This is a genomic window from Rhodococcus sp. MPR-R1B, from assembly GCF_058793255.1.
Window position 1 is genome coordinate 204,056 of the sequence record NZ_JBXAFO010000007.1, and the last position, 17,660, is coordinate 221,715.

General features: G+C 62.4%; 16 protein-coding genes. 9 read left to right on the forward strand and 7 right to left on the reverse strand.

Annotated features, from left to right (window positions below):
- Positions 1-103 precede the first annotated feature (103 nt).
- Complete coding sequence (locus tag AC1Q61_RS12720; protein WP_042920603.1) at positions 104-1,453, reverse strand: DUF1254 domain-containing protein; 1,350 nt, start codon at positions 1,451-1,453, stop codon at positions 104-106.
- Between the two features lie 165 nt (positions 1,454-1,618).
- Here AC1Q61_RS12720 and AC1Q61_RS12725 point away from each other — a divergent pair, with 165 nt between their 5' ends.
- A complete protein-coding gene (locus AC1Q61_RS12725) occupies positions 1,619-2,146 on the forward strand; it encodes a hypothetical protein (RefSeq protein WP_003944138.1) in 528 nt (175 codons plus the stop codon).
- Between the two features lie 294 nt (positions 2,147-2,440).
- Complete coding sequence (locus tag AC1Q61_RS12730) at positions 2,441-3,154, forward strand: TMEM165/GDT1 family protein (RefSeq protein ID WP_019746358.1); 714 nt, start codon at positions 2,441-2,443, stop codon at positions 3,152-3,154.
- Positions 3,155-3,157: 3 nt separating this feature from the next.
- On the opposite strand, the gene AC1Q61_RS12735 is transcribed toward AC1Q61_RS12730, so the two are convergent.
- Positions 3,158-4,192, reverse strand: a complete 1,035-nt coding sequence (locus AC1Q61_RS12735; RefSeq protein ID WP_042920608.1) for an Lrp/AsnC family transcriptional regulator — start codon at positions 4,190-4,192, stop codon at positions 3,158-3,160.
- 99 nt (positions 4,193-4,291) lie between these two features.
- Here AC1Q61_RS12735 and AC1Q61_RS12740 point away from each other — a divergent pair, with 99 nt between their 5' ends.
- Genes AC1Q61_RS12740 through AC1Q61_RS12750 form a run of 3 tightly spaced genes read left to right on the forward strand, consistent with a single transcriptional unit; the run spans position 4,292 to position 8,261 of the window.
- The gene (locus AC1Q61_RS12740) at positions 4,292-5,500 is read left to right on the forward strand and encodes an MFS transporter (protein ID WP_042920610.1); all 1,209 of its coding nucleotides are present in this window, start codon (positions 4,292-4,294) and stop codon (positions 5,498-5,500) included.
- A 13-nt stretch (positions 5,501-5,513) separates the two neighbouring features.
- Positions 5,514-6,776 carry an amidohydrolase gene (locus AC1Q61_RS12745; protein WP_042920611.1) on the forward strand — a complete coding sequence of 421 codons (1,263 nt, stop codon included), beginning with the start codon at positions 5,514-5,516 and terminating at the stop codon, positions 6,774-6,776.
- Positions 6,777-6,809: 33 nt separating this feature from the next.
- Positions 6,810-8,261, forward strand: coding sequence for an amidase (locus AC1Q61_RS12750; protein WP_161121216.1), 1,452 nt, complete (start codon positions 6,810-6,812; stop codon positions 8,259-8,261).
- Between the two features lie 12 nt (positions 8,262-8,273).
- On the opposite strand, the gene AC1Q61_RS12755 is transcribed toward AC1Q61_RS12750, so the two are convergent.
- Both AC1Q61_RS12755 and AC1Q61_RS12760 read right to left on the reverse strand, forming a co-directional pair.
- Positions 8,274-9,287: an ABC transporter substrate-binding protein gene (locus AC1Q61_RS12755; RefSeq protein WP_003944194.1), complete on the reverse strand. Its 1,014-nt coding sequence runs from the start codon at positions 9,285-9,287 to the stop codon at positions 8,274-8,276.
- Complete coding sequence (locus tag AC1Q61_RS12760) at positions 9,284-10,306, reverse strand: ABC transporter substrate-binding protein (protein ID WP_042920613.1); 1,023 nt, start codon at positions 10,304-10,306, stop codon at positions 9,284-9,286. The genes AC1Q61_RS12755 and AC1Q61_RS12760 overlap by 4 nt, the downstream gene beginning before the upstream one ends.
- Before the next feature lie 166 nt (positions 10,307-10,472).
- Here AC1Q61_RS12760 and AC1Q61_RS12765 point away from each other — a divergent pair, with 166 nt between their 5' ends.
- From AC1Q61_RS12765 to AC1Q61_RS12780, 4 genes are all read left to right on the forward strand, one after another.
- On the forward strand, positions 10,473-11,195 hold the full coding sequence (locus AC1Q61_RS12765; protein WP_042920615.1) for a FadR/GntR family transcriptional regulator: 723 nt from the start codon (positions 10,473-10,475) through the stop codon (positions 11,193-11,195).
- Positions 11,192-11,842, forward strand: coding sequence for a sterol desaturase family protein (locus AC1Q61_RS12770; RefSeq protein WP_161121215.1), 651 nt, complete (start codon positions 11,192-11,194; stop codon positions 11,840-11,842). Before AC1Q61_RS12765 ends, AC1Q61_RS12770 begins: the two co-directional genes overlap by 4 nt.
- 144 nt (positions 11,843-11,986) lie before the next feature.
- Entirely contained in the window at positions 11,987-12,145 is a 159-nt protein-coding gene (locus tag AC1Q61_RS12775) for a hypothetical protein (RefSeq protein WP_003944172.1), read from the forward strand.
- A 90-nt stretch (positions 12,146-12,235) separates the two neighbouring features.
- Positions 12,236-13,648 (forward strand): amidase, encoded by a 1,413-nt coding sequence (locus AC1Q61_RS12780; RefSeq protein ID WP_064073611.1) that lies wholly within the window; start codon positions 12,236-12,238, stop codon positions 13,646-13,648.
- Positions 13,649-13,667: 19 nt separating this feature from the next.
- On the opposite strand, the gene AC1Q61_RS12785 is transcribed toward AC1Q61_RS12780, so the two are convergent.
- From AC1Q61_RS12785 to AC1Q61_RS12795, 3 genes are read right to left on the reverse strand one after another with little or no spacing between them, the layout of a single operon-like run.
- Positions 13,668-15,866 (reverse strand): acyl-CoA dehydrogenase family protein, encoded by a 2,199-nt coding sequence (locus tag AC1Q61_RS12785; protein ID WP_042920616.1) that lies wholly within the window; start codon positions 15,864-15,866, stop codon positions 13,668-13,670.
- Positions 15,867-15,870: 4 nt separating this feature from the next.
- Positions 15,871-16,737, reverse strand: coding sequence for an SDR family oxidoreductase (locus AC1Q61_RS12790; RefSeq protein ID WP_007735961.1), 867 nt, complete (start codon positions 16,735-16,737; stop codon positions 15,871-15,873).
- Positions 16,738-16,778: 41 nt separating this feature from the next.
- Complete coding sequence (locus AC1Q61_RS12795; RefSeq protein WP_030535857.1) at positions 16,779-17,654, reverse strand: MaoC/PaaZ C-terminal domain-containing protein; 876 nt, start codon at positions 17,652-17,654, stop codon at positions 16,779-16,781.
- Positions 17,655-17,660 lie beyond the last annotated feature (6 nt).

Below are 17,660 nucleotides of genomic sequence, written 5' to 3' on the forward strand. Positions count from 1 at the left end.
CAGGGCAGTACCGACAGATCGTATGACTCTTGTGACCTTTCCGCCCATCGAAACGCGCGGCTGATACCGAGTTGTGCTCTTCGGGTACGAAGCGAGGGGACTTTCAGCCTGCTTCTCGAATACTTGCTTCTCGAATACCGGGCGCAGTCCACGATCCCGACAGCACTGCAGCCTTCGGCCAGTACAGGCGCAGAAAGACGTTGAAGTCGCCGGACGGAGCCGGCAGCCAGTTCCGCTCCTTCTCACCACCAGGGGATTCGTGCTGAAGATAGATGTCGAGGGAACCGTCGTCGGCAAACACCAGATCGCTTCGATCGCCAATCGCGTATCGGTCGATCGGGTTGTCCACGAAGAACTGCCGCTCGTTCATCATCGTGAGCGACCAGAAGCCCTCGACCGGTGGCAGCTCGTCCTTCTCGAAGTGCAGGACGTACTTCTTCGCCCCGGTCAGCGGCTTCCCGTCGACGTCCGTCGTGGCATGCGGGTACACGGCATCAGCGTCGAGATTGGCCCCGAAACCGAGCCAGACGATCAGAGCCCGCTGAGCGTAATGGGTTCCGTAGTGTCCCAAGCCGCGGTGCATCGTCCAGCCGTTCTTCGGACTGCCCTCGGCCTCTTCGGCGATCTCGCTCAGCACGTCCATACCGGTTCGCGCAGCTCTATCGAGGGCATCACGTACCTCCTGCGGACGCGACCTCCAGGGCAAGGAGGAGCCGATTCCTATGTCGGACAGTTGTTTCATCATCTCGGTGTCCTCCGGACGCGGAGGATTGTCGTCGAGAAGTGCGTCGAGTCTGGTGAAGAATGCCTCGCCGTCCATGGCGGCCACCTGGTCCACCGGCGGCGTCCGCGTGTCGACGGCAGGGTTCACCGGCATTTCACTAGGCGTGTAGTCCTGCGGGTCACCCGTCCACTCCGACAGAGGAGTGAGTCGCGTCCGGTCCTGCAGGCTGTGCACTTCTGCCAGGTCTGTTCCCCCCGACGTCGCGTAGCGGGCGACTATCCAGTTCATCGCCGTCGGAGACCGCAGCAGCGTCAAACCCTTGGGCACGTTGCCTTTCCAATTCGGCCCGGCCACCAGGTACGGTCCCCCGGTCCGCCCGACTGTCCGAGATCCCGGAACCGTGAACACGTCGCTCCACGCGTCGAGGATGGGGACCAGCCAGTACCGCGTGCCGAAGTCCGGCAGTGAGAGCACCTGCGGTTCCGTCGAGACGTCCAGCCACCCCGACGAGTAGAGAGTGTCCGCGTTGGGTGAGACGACATCGGTGAAGGTCGCATCCGGCGTCGTACGCGCGTAGGCGAACTGGTTGAGCGGGGCTTTCATCGCCACCGGCGTAGGCACCGCCGTCATGACGTCCCGCGATACCGCAGCAATCAACAGGGGATATCCGAAGATCCACGCCTGCGTTGCCAGGTCTTCCAGCCGAGAACGGTTCTTCGACAGAGTCATGCCTGCGCATACCACCGCCCTCACCAGCGCAAACCTGGCTGGCACTCTCCCTCTCTTGTGTGCCAGTACCGAATGGGTGCATATTTCGATTACCCAACGAGGTGTGCCGGACCGACGCATGCGCGTCTGCCCGAGATTTGCCCCAGCACCGAGGGAGGAACAGAAATGAACAGAAACGAAGCAATAGGCATTTCTCCGTTCCAAGCCGCTGGGTCTTTGCAGGGGTTCGTCATTTCCGGTCGTTGGCCGGACACCACCCAGGAGTGGGCGCAGCTTCTCGCATTGGCTGTCCGCGTGGCCTCGATGCCAGGTTTGTTGCCGACCACGACGGTCTTCGGGGTCCGTGAAGACGTTCCCGAAGATCCGCAGCCGGGCACCGTCGGTCTGGTGGTTGCCGAAGGTCCGGTACTCGGCGATTTCGCCTTGACACCCGGCCGTTTCTCCGACCATCAGCCACCGGCGCTGATCATGCTGCACCCACCGTCGGAAACCACGCCCAGCCTGCCGGAATGCGAGGGCAGCGCGTCGGGGTGCGTACTGCTGCCAGGCCTTCCCTATCTGGGTTTGGAGCATCGTGCGGCGTGGGTCGAGGCTGAGCCGGACGGCACAGTCGTCTCCATGATCAGTCGTGTCGGCATCGATCCGATCAGCGATCCCGACACCGCTGTTTTGGCCATGCTCCTCGCCTCGTGACGGCCCCGGTAAGCGATAAGTTCGGACTCCCAAACTTGCTGTGCGCTTTGCCAATTCGTTTCAGGCGCGCTAACGTGGGCAGCAACGAAGGGGAGTAGCCCCCAATCGCCCGTGTCGACATACTGGTTCGACGCGCTCCGCCTGGTGCGGATCGCGAAGCACCCGGCCTGGCGAACCGAAGGTTCTGTGGCCTCGGTGGGCGAGACCTTCGGCCGGACAAGCGCACCCACTGCGCCTGCCCAGGCCGGAGGCTCGCATTTTTCCTCCGACCTACACCGACCGGAGGAGTAAATCTTGCTTGCCGCAATACTTTTGAGTTTCGGCGTCATTTTCGTCGCAGAACTCGGTGACAAGTCCCAACTGATGGCAATGACGTTTGCCTTGCGCTATCGCTGGTGGGTCGTCCTCGGCGGAATCACCGTCGCCACCACCCTTGTTCACCTCGTCTCGGTCGCCGTCGGCCACTACCTGGGCGTCGCCCTCCCCACCGCGGCGATTTCCATCGTCGGCGGTATCGCTTTCCTGATCTTCGGCCTCTGGACCTTGCGCGGTGACGATCTCACCGACGACGAGCAGAACAAGGCCGGTCGCGTCACGCGATCCGCCTTCATCGCCGTCGCCTCGGCCTTCTTCCTGGCAGAACTCGGCGACAAGACCATGCTCGCCACCATCACCCTTGCGACTGACAACGACTGGATCGGCGTCTGGATCGGGTCGACGGTAGGCATGGTGGCGGCCGACGCTCTCGCCATCATCGTCGGCTCGGTGCTGGGCAAGCACCTTCCGGACGGATTCATCAAGATCGGCGCCGCGGTGCTGTTCTTCGTCTTCGGTGTCTGGCTGCTGCTCGAGGGCATCTTCCCCGACTCGTCGGCCGGCATCATCGGCGGTGGCGTTGTCCTGGCAGTGTCCGTACTGGGTGCGCTGGCACGGATGATCTGGAAGCGCTCCCGTGCGACCGACTCCGATACACACCTCGTCGACGACAATCGGACGCCGATCGACTGACGCTCAACGAATAGCGTCGCCGGCGCCCCAAATTGCGACCGGGACATGACCTTCCGCCACTCCGCTCGGTCCGAGTAGCTGCCCGAACCGCTTCATCGGGTACAGCGAGACACGTCGATCGAGGATCCGCACACTACCGATTCGGCGGAGTCGATCCTCGACGACAAGACTCTGCGCGAGGCTGCTCAGCCACACGCTGATCAACATGTTCGCTGTTCCGGTAGTCGCCACCAACAATCTGATCTCCGGCCAACTCGACACAAGATTGCCGAGTTCGTCGGTGGAACCGTCCACAGCGACATCGAAGATCACTTCGAACGGTGATCCGACAGCCTGTTGCGAGACATCGCAGCGGAAAATCAACTGTCGCGATGCAGTCAGCTGGGCCAAGCGCCGTCGAATCGCAGTCTCGTTCGTTCCACAAATCGCGGCGAGACGCGCATAGCTGGCACGTCCGTCACGGCCGAGCGCCTCCAACAGGGCACCGTCGGACTCGCGGAACTCTGTCGGATCTGCCGGCACCGCAGCGCCCTTTGTCGATGCCGTTGCCAGCTGAGCCCGACCCGCTTGCCCCAGAGCGCCCGGCTCCCAGCTGAACCCGTCCCGGTACACCTTCACCCCGACCCGGCTTCTGATCGACAGAATTCCAGGATCGGCGGCAAGGTGCTCACACACCAAGGCGTCCAAACTCTTGTGGTCGGCGGCCACGACTCCGACGAAATATTCGTACTCGCCTTCCGTCCTGGCCAACAGATAGGCACAGGAGAGTTGACGTAACAGCTCCCCCACGTCGGCAACGGAATCCTGTGTGGTCCTGATCAGGAGATAGCCGAATATGTGGGTTCGACCGATTGCGACCGCGTTGACCCACGAATGACCGTTCGAGACGAGGCGACGCCACCGGCGGGCGATCGTCGTCGAATCCATGTCGAGCACTGACGACAACTGCGTCCACGACGCGCGGGGGTTGAGCTGAAGTGCATTGATGATCTCCAGATCAGATTCCGCGATCACGAATGTGTCGGATTCCGGCTTCATCAGGCCAGTATTGCCGGATTACTGCATTCTGGTCGGTGATCCCTGCCTGTTTGCCAAAGATGTGTGAATCACTTCACAGGTTCACCACTTGGAGGCCCAGTGCTTCGCTCCACCAAAGTCACGGTCGCGTTGCTGTTCGTCGCGTACGCGATCGACTACATAGATCGGCTGGCGATCAACCTCGCTCTCCCCTTGCTCGGTGAGGAGTTCGATCTCGACTACTCCCAGCGTGGATTGATCATCTCCACGTTCTTCATTGCATACACGCTGGCCCAACTGCCTGGTGGACTGCTCGCCGATCGATACGGCGCAGTCCGGATGGCTCTGATCGGGTTGGTGGCGTGGAGTGTCTTCACCGGCCTCACTGCCCTTGCCTGGTCGTTCGGGACGCTTCTGGTTGTTCGCTTTCTCTTCGGTCTCGCGCAGGGCGTGTTTCCGGCAGCTGCAGTAAAGCTCGTTGCCGAGCGGAGCATCCCGGAGCAACGTGCCACTGCCACAGGATGGATGAACAGTTCCAACGCCGTCGGTACGCTTCTCGCCATCGTTGTTGCGGCAGCTCTTCTCCCGTTGATCGGCTGGCGTGGGATGTTTCTGGCCGTCGCGGCGCTCGGCGTACTCTCGCTCGTCAGCATCAAGTTGTGGCTCCCGCCGGCACTTCCGGCGGAGATCGACCACGGTCCGGATTCTTCCTGGGACAACATGCGCACCGTACTTCGCTCCCGCGCGATGTGGCTCTTCGCCTTGATGTTCTTCGGATACGACTTCGTGATCTGGGGGATGTCGTCGTGGGTTCCGTCGTACCTCCATGACGAACGTGGAATCGCCCTCTCGAGCGCAAGCCTCCTTCTGATTCCGGCTACCGTGGTGGCCGCCGTGACCACCGTCATCGGCGGGCGAATCTCCGATCGGCTGGCTGGCAACAGTCGTGTCGTCGTGGTGCCGTCCATGCTCGCGTGCATCGTGATGCTCGTTTCGATTCCTTTCGTCTCCAACACGGCCTTGTTCGTCGTTCTCGTCACCCTCGGATCTGCCGCTGCCTCTTTCGCTTTCATGCCGTGTTTTGCACTTCCGCTTCGTAGCCTGCCTTCGTCGGTGGTCGGAGCAGCCTCGTCGATGATCATTTTCGGCGGCATGGTCGCCGGAATAGTCGCGCCGTTGGTATTCGGATTCATCGTGGACCACCTCTCCTGGTCAGCGGCGTTCGTATCTCTCGCGCTCGGGCCTGTCGTGGCGATCGTCGCGGTCATGGCAGCACCACAAACCCGGGAAAAGATGCTGAACCTGGTGCAACTGAAAACCGCCAACTGAAAGAAGATCAACCATGAATCAACTGCTTTCGAATCTCGAGTTCGGAGACCCGTCGCGGTTGCGAACCGTCGAGCCGCACTGGTTCGAGCTCTACCGGGACCTACACGCACACCCCGAGTTGTCCGGCGACGAAACTCGCACCGCCGCAATTGTTGCCGAGGAACTTCGGCGAATCGGTGGCTGGGACGTCACGGTCGGGGTCGGCGGTACGGGTGTCGTCGGTGTTCTCGAAGGGAGCAGCGGTCCGGTGATCCTGCTACGCGCCGACATGGACGCGTTGCCGGTGGCAGAAGACACCGGGCTGTCCTACGCCTCCAGAACTGATGGAGTCATGCATGCGTGTGGCCACGATGTCCACGTAACCGCGCTACTTGCCACGTGCGCAGCACTTTCCGCGGATCCGACATCGATCACCGGGACTGTTGTCGCGGTCTTCCAGCCTGCTGAGGAGACCGGCTCCGGCGCTCGTGCGATGGTCGACGACGGAATCTTCGACCGCTTCCCACGACCGGACCTCTGCCTGGGACAGCACGTGGGCCCGACTCCGGCGGGGATGTTGGTCAGCAAACCCGACATCTTGATGGCAGCATCCGACACGATACGAGTGGTCTTTCACGGCCGTGGTGGACACGCGTCATCACCGTACGCATGCATCGACCCTTTGTTGATGGCAGCGTCTTTCGCGCTGCGCATTCAAAGTCTGGTCGCTCATGAAGCGGCAACCCCGACAGCACCTGTGCTCACGGTGGGAGCCTTGCACGCCGGCACAGCTGCGAACATCATTGCCGACGACGCCGAACTGCTACTCAGCCTGCGAACTTTCAGTGCGTCGTCGCGAGATCACATGCTCGAATCGGTGGGCAGGATCGCTCGCGCAGAAGCTGACGGGGCAGGCGCCACCGACGCGCCGGACGTTCATGCGTACAACGGCTTTCCGGCCACGGTCAACACTCCGGACGCCACGTCCACGGTGATGTCCGACCTGCGACAGGCCGGCTTGGGAATGCATACTCTGTCACAACCACTTTCGGGTAGCGAGGACTTCGGCATCTTCGGCACCGCCGCCCAATGCCCCTCCGTATTCTGGCATTTCGGCGGAACGGCACTTCAAAGTTTCGACGGAACCGCCCTTGCCGCGCTCGCTGAGGGACGGATACCACCCGGCACGCCGTCCAATCATTCACCGCGCTTCGCCCCAGATCCCGCCGCGGCCCTACCCGAAGGTGTTACAGCCATGACCGCGGCCGCGCTGGGAGCCCTTGCGCGGAGCGCGTGATTCCCACACATACTGTCCCAGGGAGATAACGTCATGTCAGACGAACTGCACTACCTCAGCGCCACCGAAGCCATTGCTCACTTTCGCGCGCGGGAATTGTCTCCGGTCGAACTGCTAAAGGCAATCATCGACCGAACCCAGAAGCTCGAACCTCACATCAATGCCTTCACCGAAGAGATGTTCGACGAGGCACTCGCAGGCGCCCGGGATGCCGAGAGCCGGTATCGCGGCCAAGGACCCGACCCGCGGCCGCTGGAGGGAATTCCGGTAGCTGCCAAGGAAAAACACTCCATTGCCGGAAAGTCGCTGACCGAAGGCTCTCTGGCGGGACGCGGCAACATCGCCCGCGAGAACGCACCCGTGATCGACCGAGTTCTGGCAGCAGGCGGCCTGATTCACGCACGCACGACGACACCGGAATTCTGCGTCGCGGCGTTCACACACTCTCCTTTGTGGGGCGTGACCCGCAATCCCTGGAACCTCGATTACAGCCCCGGAGGTTCATCCGGAGGTGCGGGCGCCGCACTCGCCGCCGGAACTACCACTCTGGCAACAGCATCCGACATCGGCGGGTCGACACGAGGCCCGGCAGGCTTTACCGGCACCGTCGGCCTCAAGGCATCGTACGGGCGTATCGCCGGGGTCGCCCCGCTGTCCATGGATTCCTACCGTGGCGACGGTCCGATGGCCCGAACTGTCGACGACGCAATTCTTTTGGCCAACGTTCTGATCGGGCCGGACCCGCGTGACCATTCTTCGCTGAGGCCGGCGATCACACTGCCACACGAGTACCCGTCGGTCGAGGGAATGCGAATTGCCTTGTGCCTGCGGCTCGGTGACTTCCCCATCGAACCTGACATCGAGGCGAACACCCGGGCTCTCGCACAGTCGTTGGTCGATGCCGGCGCGATCGTCGAGGAGATCGAGTTGCCGTGGACTCGTGATTCGATGGCAGCAGCGGTGAAGGTGCATTTCGGAACGATCATGGGGGCATCCGTCGCGGAAGTTGCTCGCGTCCACGGTGATCTTCTTGCCGATTACACGCTCGACAACGTCGCGATCACGTCGAAGGGCGCTGCGGAAATGTCATTTCTGGACGGCCTTCGCAAAGAAACCCAAATGCAACGAGAGCTCGCCGAGGCGATGGCTCCATTCGATGCGCTGATCTGCCCGACTTCGGGCACCATCGCCTTCCCGGCAGGCGAGTCTTTGCTCGACGGCCTCACTGTGGCGGGTCAGCACGTGAACACCACCGCCGAAGCACTTCTCACATTGCCGTTCAACGTCGCAAATCGGTGCCCCGTATTGGCGGTGCCGAGTGGACACGCACACAACGGTGTTCCCACGGGCGTCCAGATCGTCGGCCATACGTACGACGAACCGACCGTGTTCCGGATCGGCAAAGCACTGGAGAAGATCCGCCCGTGGGCATACACCGACCAGCATCAACCGAGGCTGGATGTGGTGACACCGGCGTCCTCTTGATTGCTGAGGAGATCAGAGCTTGGCTCTGATCTCCTCAGCGATCGGCTGGAACTGCTCGAGGAACGTCAGGGCCCAACCGAAGGACGCGACGCCCTCGTAGTCGAACGAGTACACCTGATCATTCTTGACGGCGCGCAGACGCTGGAAGATGGTGTCGTTCGCCAACTTCTCGTTGATGGGGCCCTTGCCACTGTTGGTGATGATGACGTCGGCCTCGTCGAGTAGCTCCAACTGCTCCCTCGGGAACCACTCGTTGCTGCCGGCGGGAATTGCGAGCGAACGGTCGTTGAACTGGAACCCGGCCTCGCTGATGACCGTCGTCTGATACTTGGTCGGCGAGTACAGCGAGAAACCACTCTCCTCGAAGTACGTGGTGTAGACGACCTTCACCTTGCTCAGCACATCAGCGTTGTCGCTGCGGAACTTGGCGATCCGCGCCTCGTACCGATCTGCCAACTCTTGAACCTTCGCGCTCTGGTTCAGCGCGTCCGCGACTCCGAAGGCGCGCTCCTTCCATGCGTACTGCCCGTCTTCGGCAAAAACCGCGGTCGGTGCGATCGACCGGATCTGCTCGTAAAGATCCGGGTTGTTCTCCGACAGCAGGTTGGTCATCACGATCAGGTCGGGAGACAAAGCCGCTATCGCCTCGGCGTTGGGCTCGTACCAGCGTCCCACCTTCGGGAGAGACCGCAGAGCGGACGCATAGGGTTCCGGGACGCCGTCGGCGTTCTCGTAGTCGACCGGCAATCCGACCGGTGTGAACCCGGCGTCGAACATCGCGGGGCCCGTGTAGTAATCGGCGCTGACCACCCGTTGCGGGTTGGTGGGCACTTCCACCTGCCCCAGAGCCGTGTTGATGGTGCGCATCGAACCCTCGGCCGATTCACCGGAGCTGGTTCCGCAGGCCGTGAGCAATCCGATCCCCGCCAAGGCACCGGCTCCGAGGAAACCGCGTCGGGTAAGTGCTGCGGTAATGCGAGCGAATTCGGCATCGGTGTCAGCGGTGGGCAATAGAAGTGATGTCATGAAAGTGCCTCCAAGGCGCCGGTTTCGAGTTCGTTGAGCCAGTTGATTGCAGTGCCGTAGTCGGTGACCTGAGTGCTGATTCCGAATACCCGGCCCGAAGCTGCTGCCGGAATGCGGCTCCACAGCGGGCTGGCGAAGACGGATTTCATTCCTGCAGAATCAGTTCCGTTCGGCTGCTTCGGGTAGATGACGACGGTGACGTCCCGCAGCATTTCGAGTTGTTCGAGCGGGAAGGCTTCGAAGCCGGTGGCTGGGCGCAGGTCCGGGATGAATTCGCCGCGGGTCACGTTCAGGTCGGCGAGCATCGCGCCGGTCACTCCGGTTGGATACAAGATGGAGAAGTGCCCTTCCGAACCACCGATAGCAACCTGGGCCCACCGATTCTCGCCAAGCTGCGCGGCGTATTCGGTGCGGATTCGCTCTTGCATCGCCTGATACTTCTCGCGATTCGACGTCAATGCCGAACCCTTGTTGACCGCGTCTGCGACACCCTCGGCGACAGCGCGCCAATCCGATCGGTTCGTGCCCGAATACACCGCTGTCGGAGCAATTTTCGAGAGCTCGCGGAACATGTCCTCGTCGATCTCGTACGCATCGCCGACGATGAGATCAGGCGCGGCAGCCACGACGGCTTCGCGGTTGACCTCGAGGAAAACCCCCACCGTGGACAAGCCGTCGATGAACTTCTGCTGTGTTGGGGTGAACTGGTCGATGTACGCGCTGTAGTCGAGCGTCGCGACGGGTCGGGCGCCGACGGCTTGCAACTGCCACGGGGTGTTGTAGGAGACGGCGACGATGCGCTGCGGATCAACGGGAACATCCACGGATCCGTAGTGCGTCTGCACCGTCCGAGTTTCGCCTTCCGCACCGTCACCGCCGTCCTCACTGCTGCATCCGGCAAGGGCGAGCATGGACAGTGCGGCGGCACTTCCGCCGAGAAAGCCGCGTCGAGTCAGGGCAGCGGTGATGCGAGCGAACTCTGCATCGGTATCTGGAGTCGGTAACAGGAGTGATGTCATGGGTTTCCTGACGGTTATCCGAATTAGGGCTACCTAAAATTACTCTCACCTGCACCGTTACGGTGAAGCCTCTTGGCCAAGACGTATCTCTTTCGCGCCAAGACGCCAATCGTTGAACTGGTATTACCACTTGACCTCTTACCGATAAGCGGGTTACGGTCGGTACATGTTTCAACCCGTTGCACGTACCTCGGCCTCCGGCGCAGTCTTCGACCAGATTTCGGTGAAAGTGCTGGCCGGAGAGCTGGCTGCGGGCGAGGCGCTACCCAGCGAGCGCAAGCTCGCCGAGGCATTCGGCGTCTCGCGGCCCGCAGTCCGCGAGGCAATTCAGAAGCTCGCCCAGGCCGGACTCGTCGAGGTCCGCCAGGGCGAGTCCACGTCGGTGCGCGATTTTCGACGCCAGGCCGGACCCGAACTTCTCCCCCAGCTGCTGGTGCGCGACGGCGTCCCCGACCTGAGCGTGGTGCGCAGCGTCCTGGAAACTCGCGAGTTGATGGGACCGCAGATCGCTGTGCTGGCCGCCCGTCGCATCTCCGCGGAATCCGCCCGAGAACTCGACACGGCCGTTGATCAACTAGGCGCCACCGAAGATCCAGTGGAGTTGCAAGACCGCGCTCTGGCGTTCTGGGACGTCGTCGTCGACAGCGCAGATTCCATTGCCTTCCGTTTGATCTTCAACAGCCTTCGGGCTGCATACGAGCCGGCTATGACTGCACTTGCATCCGTCATGGTCGCCGAAGTCGGCCAGACCGACCTGTATCGAAAACTGGCCTCCGCCATCACTTCACACGACGAGCCAACTGCCGAGACGTCAGCCGCACAGCTCCTTCACACCGGCACGACGGCAATCGGCGACGCTCTCACCTTCCTGGAAGGACTGAAACCATGAGCAAGCCTCTTACTCTCGCCGATGCCGCACGGACGTTCCGCAAGTCACCGACGCCATGGATGATCGGCACCATGCTGCTGGCCGCCGCGGCGGCGCGCATCGCAGTGGGCAACTGGCAGATCACCGACGCCCTCGTTCCGCTCGTGATGCTTGCCGCATTCCCCTTCGTGGAGTGGATTATTCACGTCTTCGTTCTCCATTGGAAGCCGCGAACCATTGCCGGCGTCACACTCGATTCACGGCTGGCGCGCAGCCATCGGGAACACCACTTTGCGCCGCGAACCGTCTCACTCATCTTCATCCCGTGGCAGACGCTCCTGATCGTGATTCCCGTTCTGACAGCCGTCGCCCTCCTGGCATTTCCCCGCGTCGAACTCGGTCTGGCGTTCCTGACCTTCATTTCCGTGCTCGGCCTCGGTTACGAGTGGACACATTTCCTCATCCACAGTGACTACAAGCCGAAAACTGCTCTCTACCGGTCGGTTTGGCGCAATCACCGCAACCACCACTTCAAGAACGAGCACTACTGGTTCACCGTCACCACCGCGGGAACTGCCGATCGCGTACTGGGCACGTACCCCGATCCCAAATCCGTCGAGACCTCCCCGACAGCCAAGAACCTGCACGGCGCAGCGTCCAAGCTGTGAAGGAAGACCGATTCCTGGCCCCCAGCTGGCAATGAACTTGAACTTGACTGTGTATCAGTGATTTTCGTTGAAACTCACCAGAACCGTGCTTAGTGTCGATGGAGTCAGAAGTTCGAAAAACGCTGTATCCGAAGGACACAACACATGTTCAACGATGTATTCAACAACGTCATCCACCCGATGGTCACGAACTTCCAGCAGTTGGGCCCCCAGCAGTTCATTCCGCAGCAGTTCATCCCCCAGGGAGTGTTCCAGCAGGCGCCGCAGGCGGCCGAGCAGGCAGTGACGATCTTCGGTAGCTGATACCGCAATCCACAGATAGCGCCACTCAGGGGTCGTCCGTCCAATATGCTGGACGGACGACCTGAGTGCCTCCGCCTGACAAGGATCCCCATGACCGCGAACACCCCCATCCACGCTTTCACCGACGACGCCCTGGGCGACCTCGACGCCACCGCCGTCGCCGCCCGGATCGAATCAGGCGAGGTGACCGCACGGGAAGTCATGGAGGCATCGATCGCCCGCGCCGAGGCAGTGCAGGGGCAATTGAACGGTCTGGCCTGCACTGATTTCGATCGTGCCCTCGCCAGGAGCAACCGCCCCGCCAAGGGCGTCTTTGCCGGTGTCCCCACCGCGATCAAGGACAACACCGACAGCGCCGGCCTTCCCACCCAGCAGGGCAGTACCGCCTTCACCGCGATCCCCGCCAAAGCCGACAGCGATTTTGCGAAGCAGTTCCTCTCCACCGGGGCCATTTCGATCGGCAAGACCCGACTGCCCGAGTTCGGATTCAGTGCGTCCACCGAATACATGACGGAAGAACCCGTGCACAACCCGTGGAATCCGGCGTACTCGTCGGGCGCTTCCTCGGGAGGCGCAGCCGCGCTTGTTGCTGCCGGCGTACTCCCGATCGCGCACGCCAACGACGGCGGTGGATCGATTCGCATTCCCGCCGCTGCCTGCGGACTCGTCGGACTCAAACCCACTCGCGGACGCACCATCGCCGATCCGGCCGACAAGTCGATGCCGATCCGGTTGATCGCCCAGGGCGCCGTTACTCGCACTGTTCGCGACACTGCACGATGGATGTCTGCGGCTGAGAACTACTACCGCAATCCGCGACTCGCACCGGTTCGCTTGATCGAAGGACCCAGCTCAACCCGCCTGCGCGTCGGCGTGATCGCCGATTCCGTCACCGTCACCAAGACGGACGACGAGACGCGCAAGTCCGTCGAAGCTACGGCCGAACTCCTTGCAAGCCTTGGCCATCATGTCGAGGACGCAGCACTGCCCGTCGGCCCCGAATTCATCGACGACTTCAGCATTTACTGGGGCTTTCTGTCGTTTGCCATCTCCACCGGTGGCAAACAAATGCTCGGACCCGACTTCGACAAGTCCGGCACCGACAATCTCACCAAGGGCCTCTACACGCTGTACCGGAAGAACCTGGTGAAGACGCCGCGCGTGCTCTATCGTCTGCGACGGCTCCAGCAGCAATACAGCGCCATGTTCTTGAAGTACGACGTCGTGCTCTCGCCGGCCCTGGGGCACACCACCCCCGAGCTGGGATACCTCTCTCCCGCTCAGCCTTTCGAGGAACTCTTCGACAAGCTGATCGCGTACACATCGTTCACGCCACTGAACAACATCTCCGGAGGTCCCGCGATTTCGCTACCGATGCATCAGACCAGCAACGGTTTGCCGTTGGCTGCGCATTTCTCCGCCGATCTCGGCGACGAGCGCACGCTCCTCGAATTGGCCTTCGAACTGGAAGAGGCTCAGCCCTGGAGAAGAATCCAGGACTGAGCCTCGCCGGTAAATACCCTCAGTCTCGCGGCAATCCGAGCATGCGCTCACCGATCACGTTGAGTTGCACCTCGGTTGTGCCACCGTAGATGGTGGTGGCACGGCCCGAAATGAGTTGCTCCATCGCCTTGTCGCTTGGCTGACCTGGGATGCTGACCGCTCCGGCAGCACCCAGTTCGGCGACGACGAACTCGGCAATCGACTGGCTGATCTTCATCGCCAACAGCTTGCCGACGCTCGACGTCGTACTCACGTCGATTCCCGAAAGTTGCTTGAGCACAACGCGGGAACCGATGAGATCGATCGCCTGACTCTCCGCAACCAGCTCGCCGACACGGTAGCGTCCGATCGGGCTCAGGTCTGCCGACTTCGCGAACTTCAGCAGATCGGAGTCCGAGGCGTACGCCTCCATCTTCTGGCTGAGCGCGACGCGCTCGCCGGCCAGCGTCGTCCGGGCGACGTTCCACCCGTCGTTGACCTCACCGACCACGTTCTCGTCGGGGATGAACACGTCGTCGAGGAACACCTCGTTGAACAACGCCGAGCCCGTCATCTCACGCAGCGGGCGGACGGTGATGCCCGGTGTCGACATATCGAGCACGAAGTAGGTGATGCCCTGATGCTTCGGCTTGGTGGCGTCCGTGCGGGCGATCAGCATTGCCCAGTCGGAGAACTGCGCAACCGTGGTCCAGATCTTCTGACCGGTGATCTTCCAACCGCCGTCGACCTTTTCGGCCTTCGTGGACAATGACGCAAGGTCGGAACCAGCACCGGGCTCGCTGAAGAGCTGGCACCACACCAGCTCACCCTGCAGGGTAGGCACGGCCAGCTCTTGCTTCTGCTTGTCCGAACCATGTGCCACGACGGCCTGCACTGCCCACGTTCCCATCAGAAGCTGCGGCATCGAGATACCGGCAGCCTTGATTTCCTGGGAGATGACGATCTGCTCGAGCGGAGCGGCGCCGCGCCCGTACGGCTTCGGCAGGTGAGGCTGAACCCAGCCGCCGTCGCCGAGCGCGATCAGCTGGTCGTCCTCGTCGAGCTCGACCAACTTGGCAAGCTCGGCCGCGATGCCGCCGCGGATCTCCTCTGCCTCCGGCGGCAGTTCGAGAACCGAAGCCCGGCTGACACCGTCAAGTGCTTGCTGCGCAACACGATTGGCTCGATCCTCGCGGGTGCCGAGAATGCCGCGGATCGAGAGCGCGCGGCGGTAGTACAGGTGTGCGTCGTGCTCCCACGTGAATCCGATGCCGCCGTGAACCTGCACGCAGTCCTGCGCTACCTGCACTGCGGCGTCCGGCACGATGACTGCGGCGATGTCGGCGGCAAAATCTGCCGTGTCGTCGCCCTTGTCCAATGCGCTTGCCGCATCCCACACAACGGCGCGTGCCTGCTCGAGCGCAATGCCCATCTGCGCACACTTGTGCTTGACGCCCTGGAACTGGCCGATGGGTCGCCCGAACTGCACGCGTGTCTTGGCGTACTCCGACGCAGTGGAAACACACCAGGACATGACGCCGACGTCTTCGGCGCCGAGAACGACTGCGGCAATGGACCGTACCCGCGCCTCGGTGAGACCGTCGAGTATCCGTTCGGCGCTGATCTGAACATTGTCAGCTTCGATCCGCGCACTACCGCGCAGCACGTCGATGCTGTCCTGAACGGTGATCGCGACTGCGCTGCTCTCGAGCACCGCGTAGCGAACGCCCTCGGGCAACTGGATCGGAACCAGCAGTACGTCGGCGTGCTCACCACCGAGCACACCGTCGAGTGCGCCCGTGATCTTGTACCCACCGTCCGACGACTCGGCCGCCAACGGTGTACCCAAGGCGACTGCTGCCGTACGACTTCCGTCGATCAGACCGGGCAGGAACTCGGGTCCCGCCTTGGAATCGGCGGCGCCGAGAACGGCGCTTGCCAATACCGTCGGAACGAACGGGCCGGGAGAGACTGTGCGGCCCAATGCTTCCAGTGCCACCGCCAAGGTCAGCAGGCCGGCGCCGTGGCCACCCTGCTCTTCCGGAACCGCGAGCCCGAGAAGGTCCTGCCCGACGAGTGCCGTCCAGAACTGGGGGAACTTGTCCTCGGTCCGCGACTCCACGGCCGCGCGCACCTGCTCGGTGGTGATGGTGCGCTCGGCGAAGGAGCGCACCGAATCTGCAAGCGCGGTGTGCTCCTCACTCAGCCCGAGACCGAGTTCGTATGCGTTGCGTGCCATGCGCTTACAGTCGTTCTGCGAGGTCGGCGGTGGTCCAGGGACCCTCGCTCTCGATGGTGTTCACACCGTGCCAGCCGGCGAGTTCCGTGATGGCCCCACCCTGAACGGCATACACCTTGCCGGTGAGCTTGCAGTCCGCCGCCGCGAGATAGGCCACGAGCGGCGAGATGTTTGACGGCGCAAACGCATCGAACTCACCCTCGGGGACCTCGGCCGCGAAGAGCGCACCCATACCGGGTGTCGCCAGCGTCAGTCGAGTACGCGCGATCGGCGCAATTGCGTTGACGCGCACGCCGTATCGATCGAGCTCGTCAGCGGCCACCAACGTCAGGGCTGCGATGCCCGCCTTGGCGGCACCGTAGTTGCCCTGGCCCGCATTGGGCATGAAGGTACCCGAAGCCGAAGCGGTGTTGATGACCGAAGCGTTGACGGTCTCGCCTGCCTTGCTCTGGTCCTTCCAGTACGCGGCAGCGTGGTGCAGCGTCGCTGCGTGCCCCTTGAGGTGCACGGCAATGACTGCATCCCACTGGCTCTCGTCCATACCGGCGATGAAGGCGTCACGAAGAATGCCGGCGTTGTTGACCAGTACGTCGAGTCGGCCGAACTCGCTGACGGCTTGCTTGACGAGGCCCTCGGCGCCGTCCCAGGTGGCGATGTTGTCGGTGTTGGCAACAGCCTTGCCGCCTGCAGCGACGATCTCGTCGACTACCTGCTGCGCGGGGCCGGCATCTGCACCGGAACCGTCGTTTGCTCCGCCGAGATCGTTGACCACGACGCTCGCACCCTCACGAGCGAAGAGCAGCGCATGCTCACGGCCGATGCCGCGTCCTGCTCCGGTGATGATCGCTACGCGACCGTCGAGACTTCCCATCAGTTCAGATTCCCATCAGTTCAGTTGTCGGACATGAAGACTCATTTGTCGGCGATGACCGCCAGGCCGTCCTTGATCACGAGGTCGCCGACCGCGCTGGTTTCGTACGAGTACGACGTGGCTCCGTCTGCCGAACCCGACTTGTAGAACACCGTCTCGATGTCCTGGGTCGGGAGTACGGGTTTCGCGAATCGCACTGCGAGACGGCGCAACCGCTCGGTCTCGCCGCCTGCCAGTTCGGTCAGGGCTCCCCACGACGTGAACGCCATCGTGCACAGTCCATGGTTGATGATTCCGGGGAGACCGGACATCCGAGCGATCTCCTCGTCGAGGTGAATCGGCATCGGATCGCCGGAAGCCGGTGAGTACCGGAATGTCTGGTCCTCGTCGATGTGCTGGTTCACCACCGCTGCGGGTCTACCAGCGCGAAGAGCGTCGTCGAATCGGTGTTCGGGAGCCTTCTCGCCAAGTCCGGGGCCCGCGTCGACCTTGCGGAAGAAGGCCGTCATCCACTGCTCGTTGACCAATTCACCCTTGTCGGTTTTGGTTTCGACGTAGATGACGACGGTGGATCCGTTGTCCCGGCCCTCGAATCCGATGGGCTTGGCACGAGCGACAAGGTGGTCACCGGGGTAGATCGGACGGTGGAACAGGAAGTCCTGCTCACCGTGAACGAGCTTCATCAGCAGTTCGACCGGCGCCACCGACAGCGCAGCGGGTGCCATCGACATGAAGACGGGTACCACCGCGAAGACCGGCGGAGCGATCTCGCCTTTCAGGTGTCGCTCGATGGGGTCGTTTGTGGCAGCGGCATATTCGGCGATGCGCTCGGCTGTCACCTCGAAGTGCTCCGGATCGGTCCATACGTCCAGCCCGGACGTATCGAATTCGACCGCGTTGGTCTTCGGTGTCGTCATCGAGCC

Bases quoted from the DNA above. Each gene is read 5' to 3' on its own strand.
- AC1Q61_RS12750 (WP_161121216.1), top strand. From the start codon at position 6,810: ATGTCAGACGAACTGCACTACCTCAGCGCCACCGAAGCCATTGCTCAC.
- AC1Q61_RS12720 (WP_042920603.1), bottom strand. From the start codon at position 1,453: ATGACTCTGTCGAAGAACCGTTCTCGGCTGGAAGACCTGGCAACGCAG.
- AC1Q61_RS12775 (WP_003944172.1), top strand. From the start codon at position 11,987: ATGTTCAACGATGTATTCAACAACGTCATCCACCCGATGGTCACGAAC.
- AC1Q61_RS12770 (WP_161121215.1), top strand. From the start codon at position 11,192: ATGAGCAAGCCTCTTACTCTCGCCGATGCCGCACGGACGTTCCGCAAG.
- AC1Q61_RS12795 (WP_030535857.1), bottom strand. From the start codon at position 17,654: ATGACGACACCGAAGACCAACGCGGTCGAATTCGATACGTCCGGGCTG.
- AC1Q61_RS12765 (WP_042920615.1), top strand. From the start codon at position 10,473: ATGTTTCAACCCGTTGCACGTACCTCGGCCTCCGGCGCAGTCTTCGAC.
- AC1Q61_RS12785 (WP_042920616.1), bottom strand. From the start codon at position 15,866: ATGGCACGCAACGCATACGAACTCGGTCTCGGGCTGAGTGAGGAGCAC.
- AC1Q61_RS12735 (WP_042920608.1), bottom strand. From the start codon at position 4,192: ATGAAGCCGGAATCCGACACATTCGTGATCGCGGAATCTGATCTGGAG.
- AC1Q61_RS12745 (WP_042920611.1), top strand. From the start codon at position 5,514: ATGAATCAACTGCTTTCGAATCTCGAGTTCGGAGACCCGTCGCGGTTG.
- AC1Q61_RS12725 (WP_003944138.1), top strand. From the start codon at position 1,619: ATGAACAGAAACGAAGCAATAGGCATTTCTCCGTTCCAAGCCGCTGGG.
- AC1Q61_RS12780 (WP_064073611.1), top strand. From the start codon at position 12,236: ATGACCGCGAACACCCCCATCCACGCTTTCACCGACGACGCCCTGGGC.
- AC1Q61_RS12760 (WP_042920613.1), bottom strand. From the start codon at position 10,306: ATGACATCACTCCTGTTACCGACTCCAGATACCGATGCAGAGTTCGCT.
- AC1Q61_RS12790 (WP_007735961.1), bottom strand. From the start codon at position 16,737: ATGGGAAGTCTCGACGGTCGCGTAGCGATCATCACCGGAGCAGGACGC.
- AC1Q61_RS12755 (WP_003944194.1), bottom strand. From the start codon at position 9,287: ATGACATCACTTCTATTGCCCACCGCTGACACCGATGCCGAATTCGCT.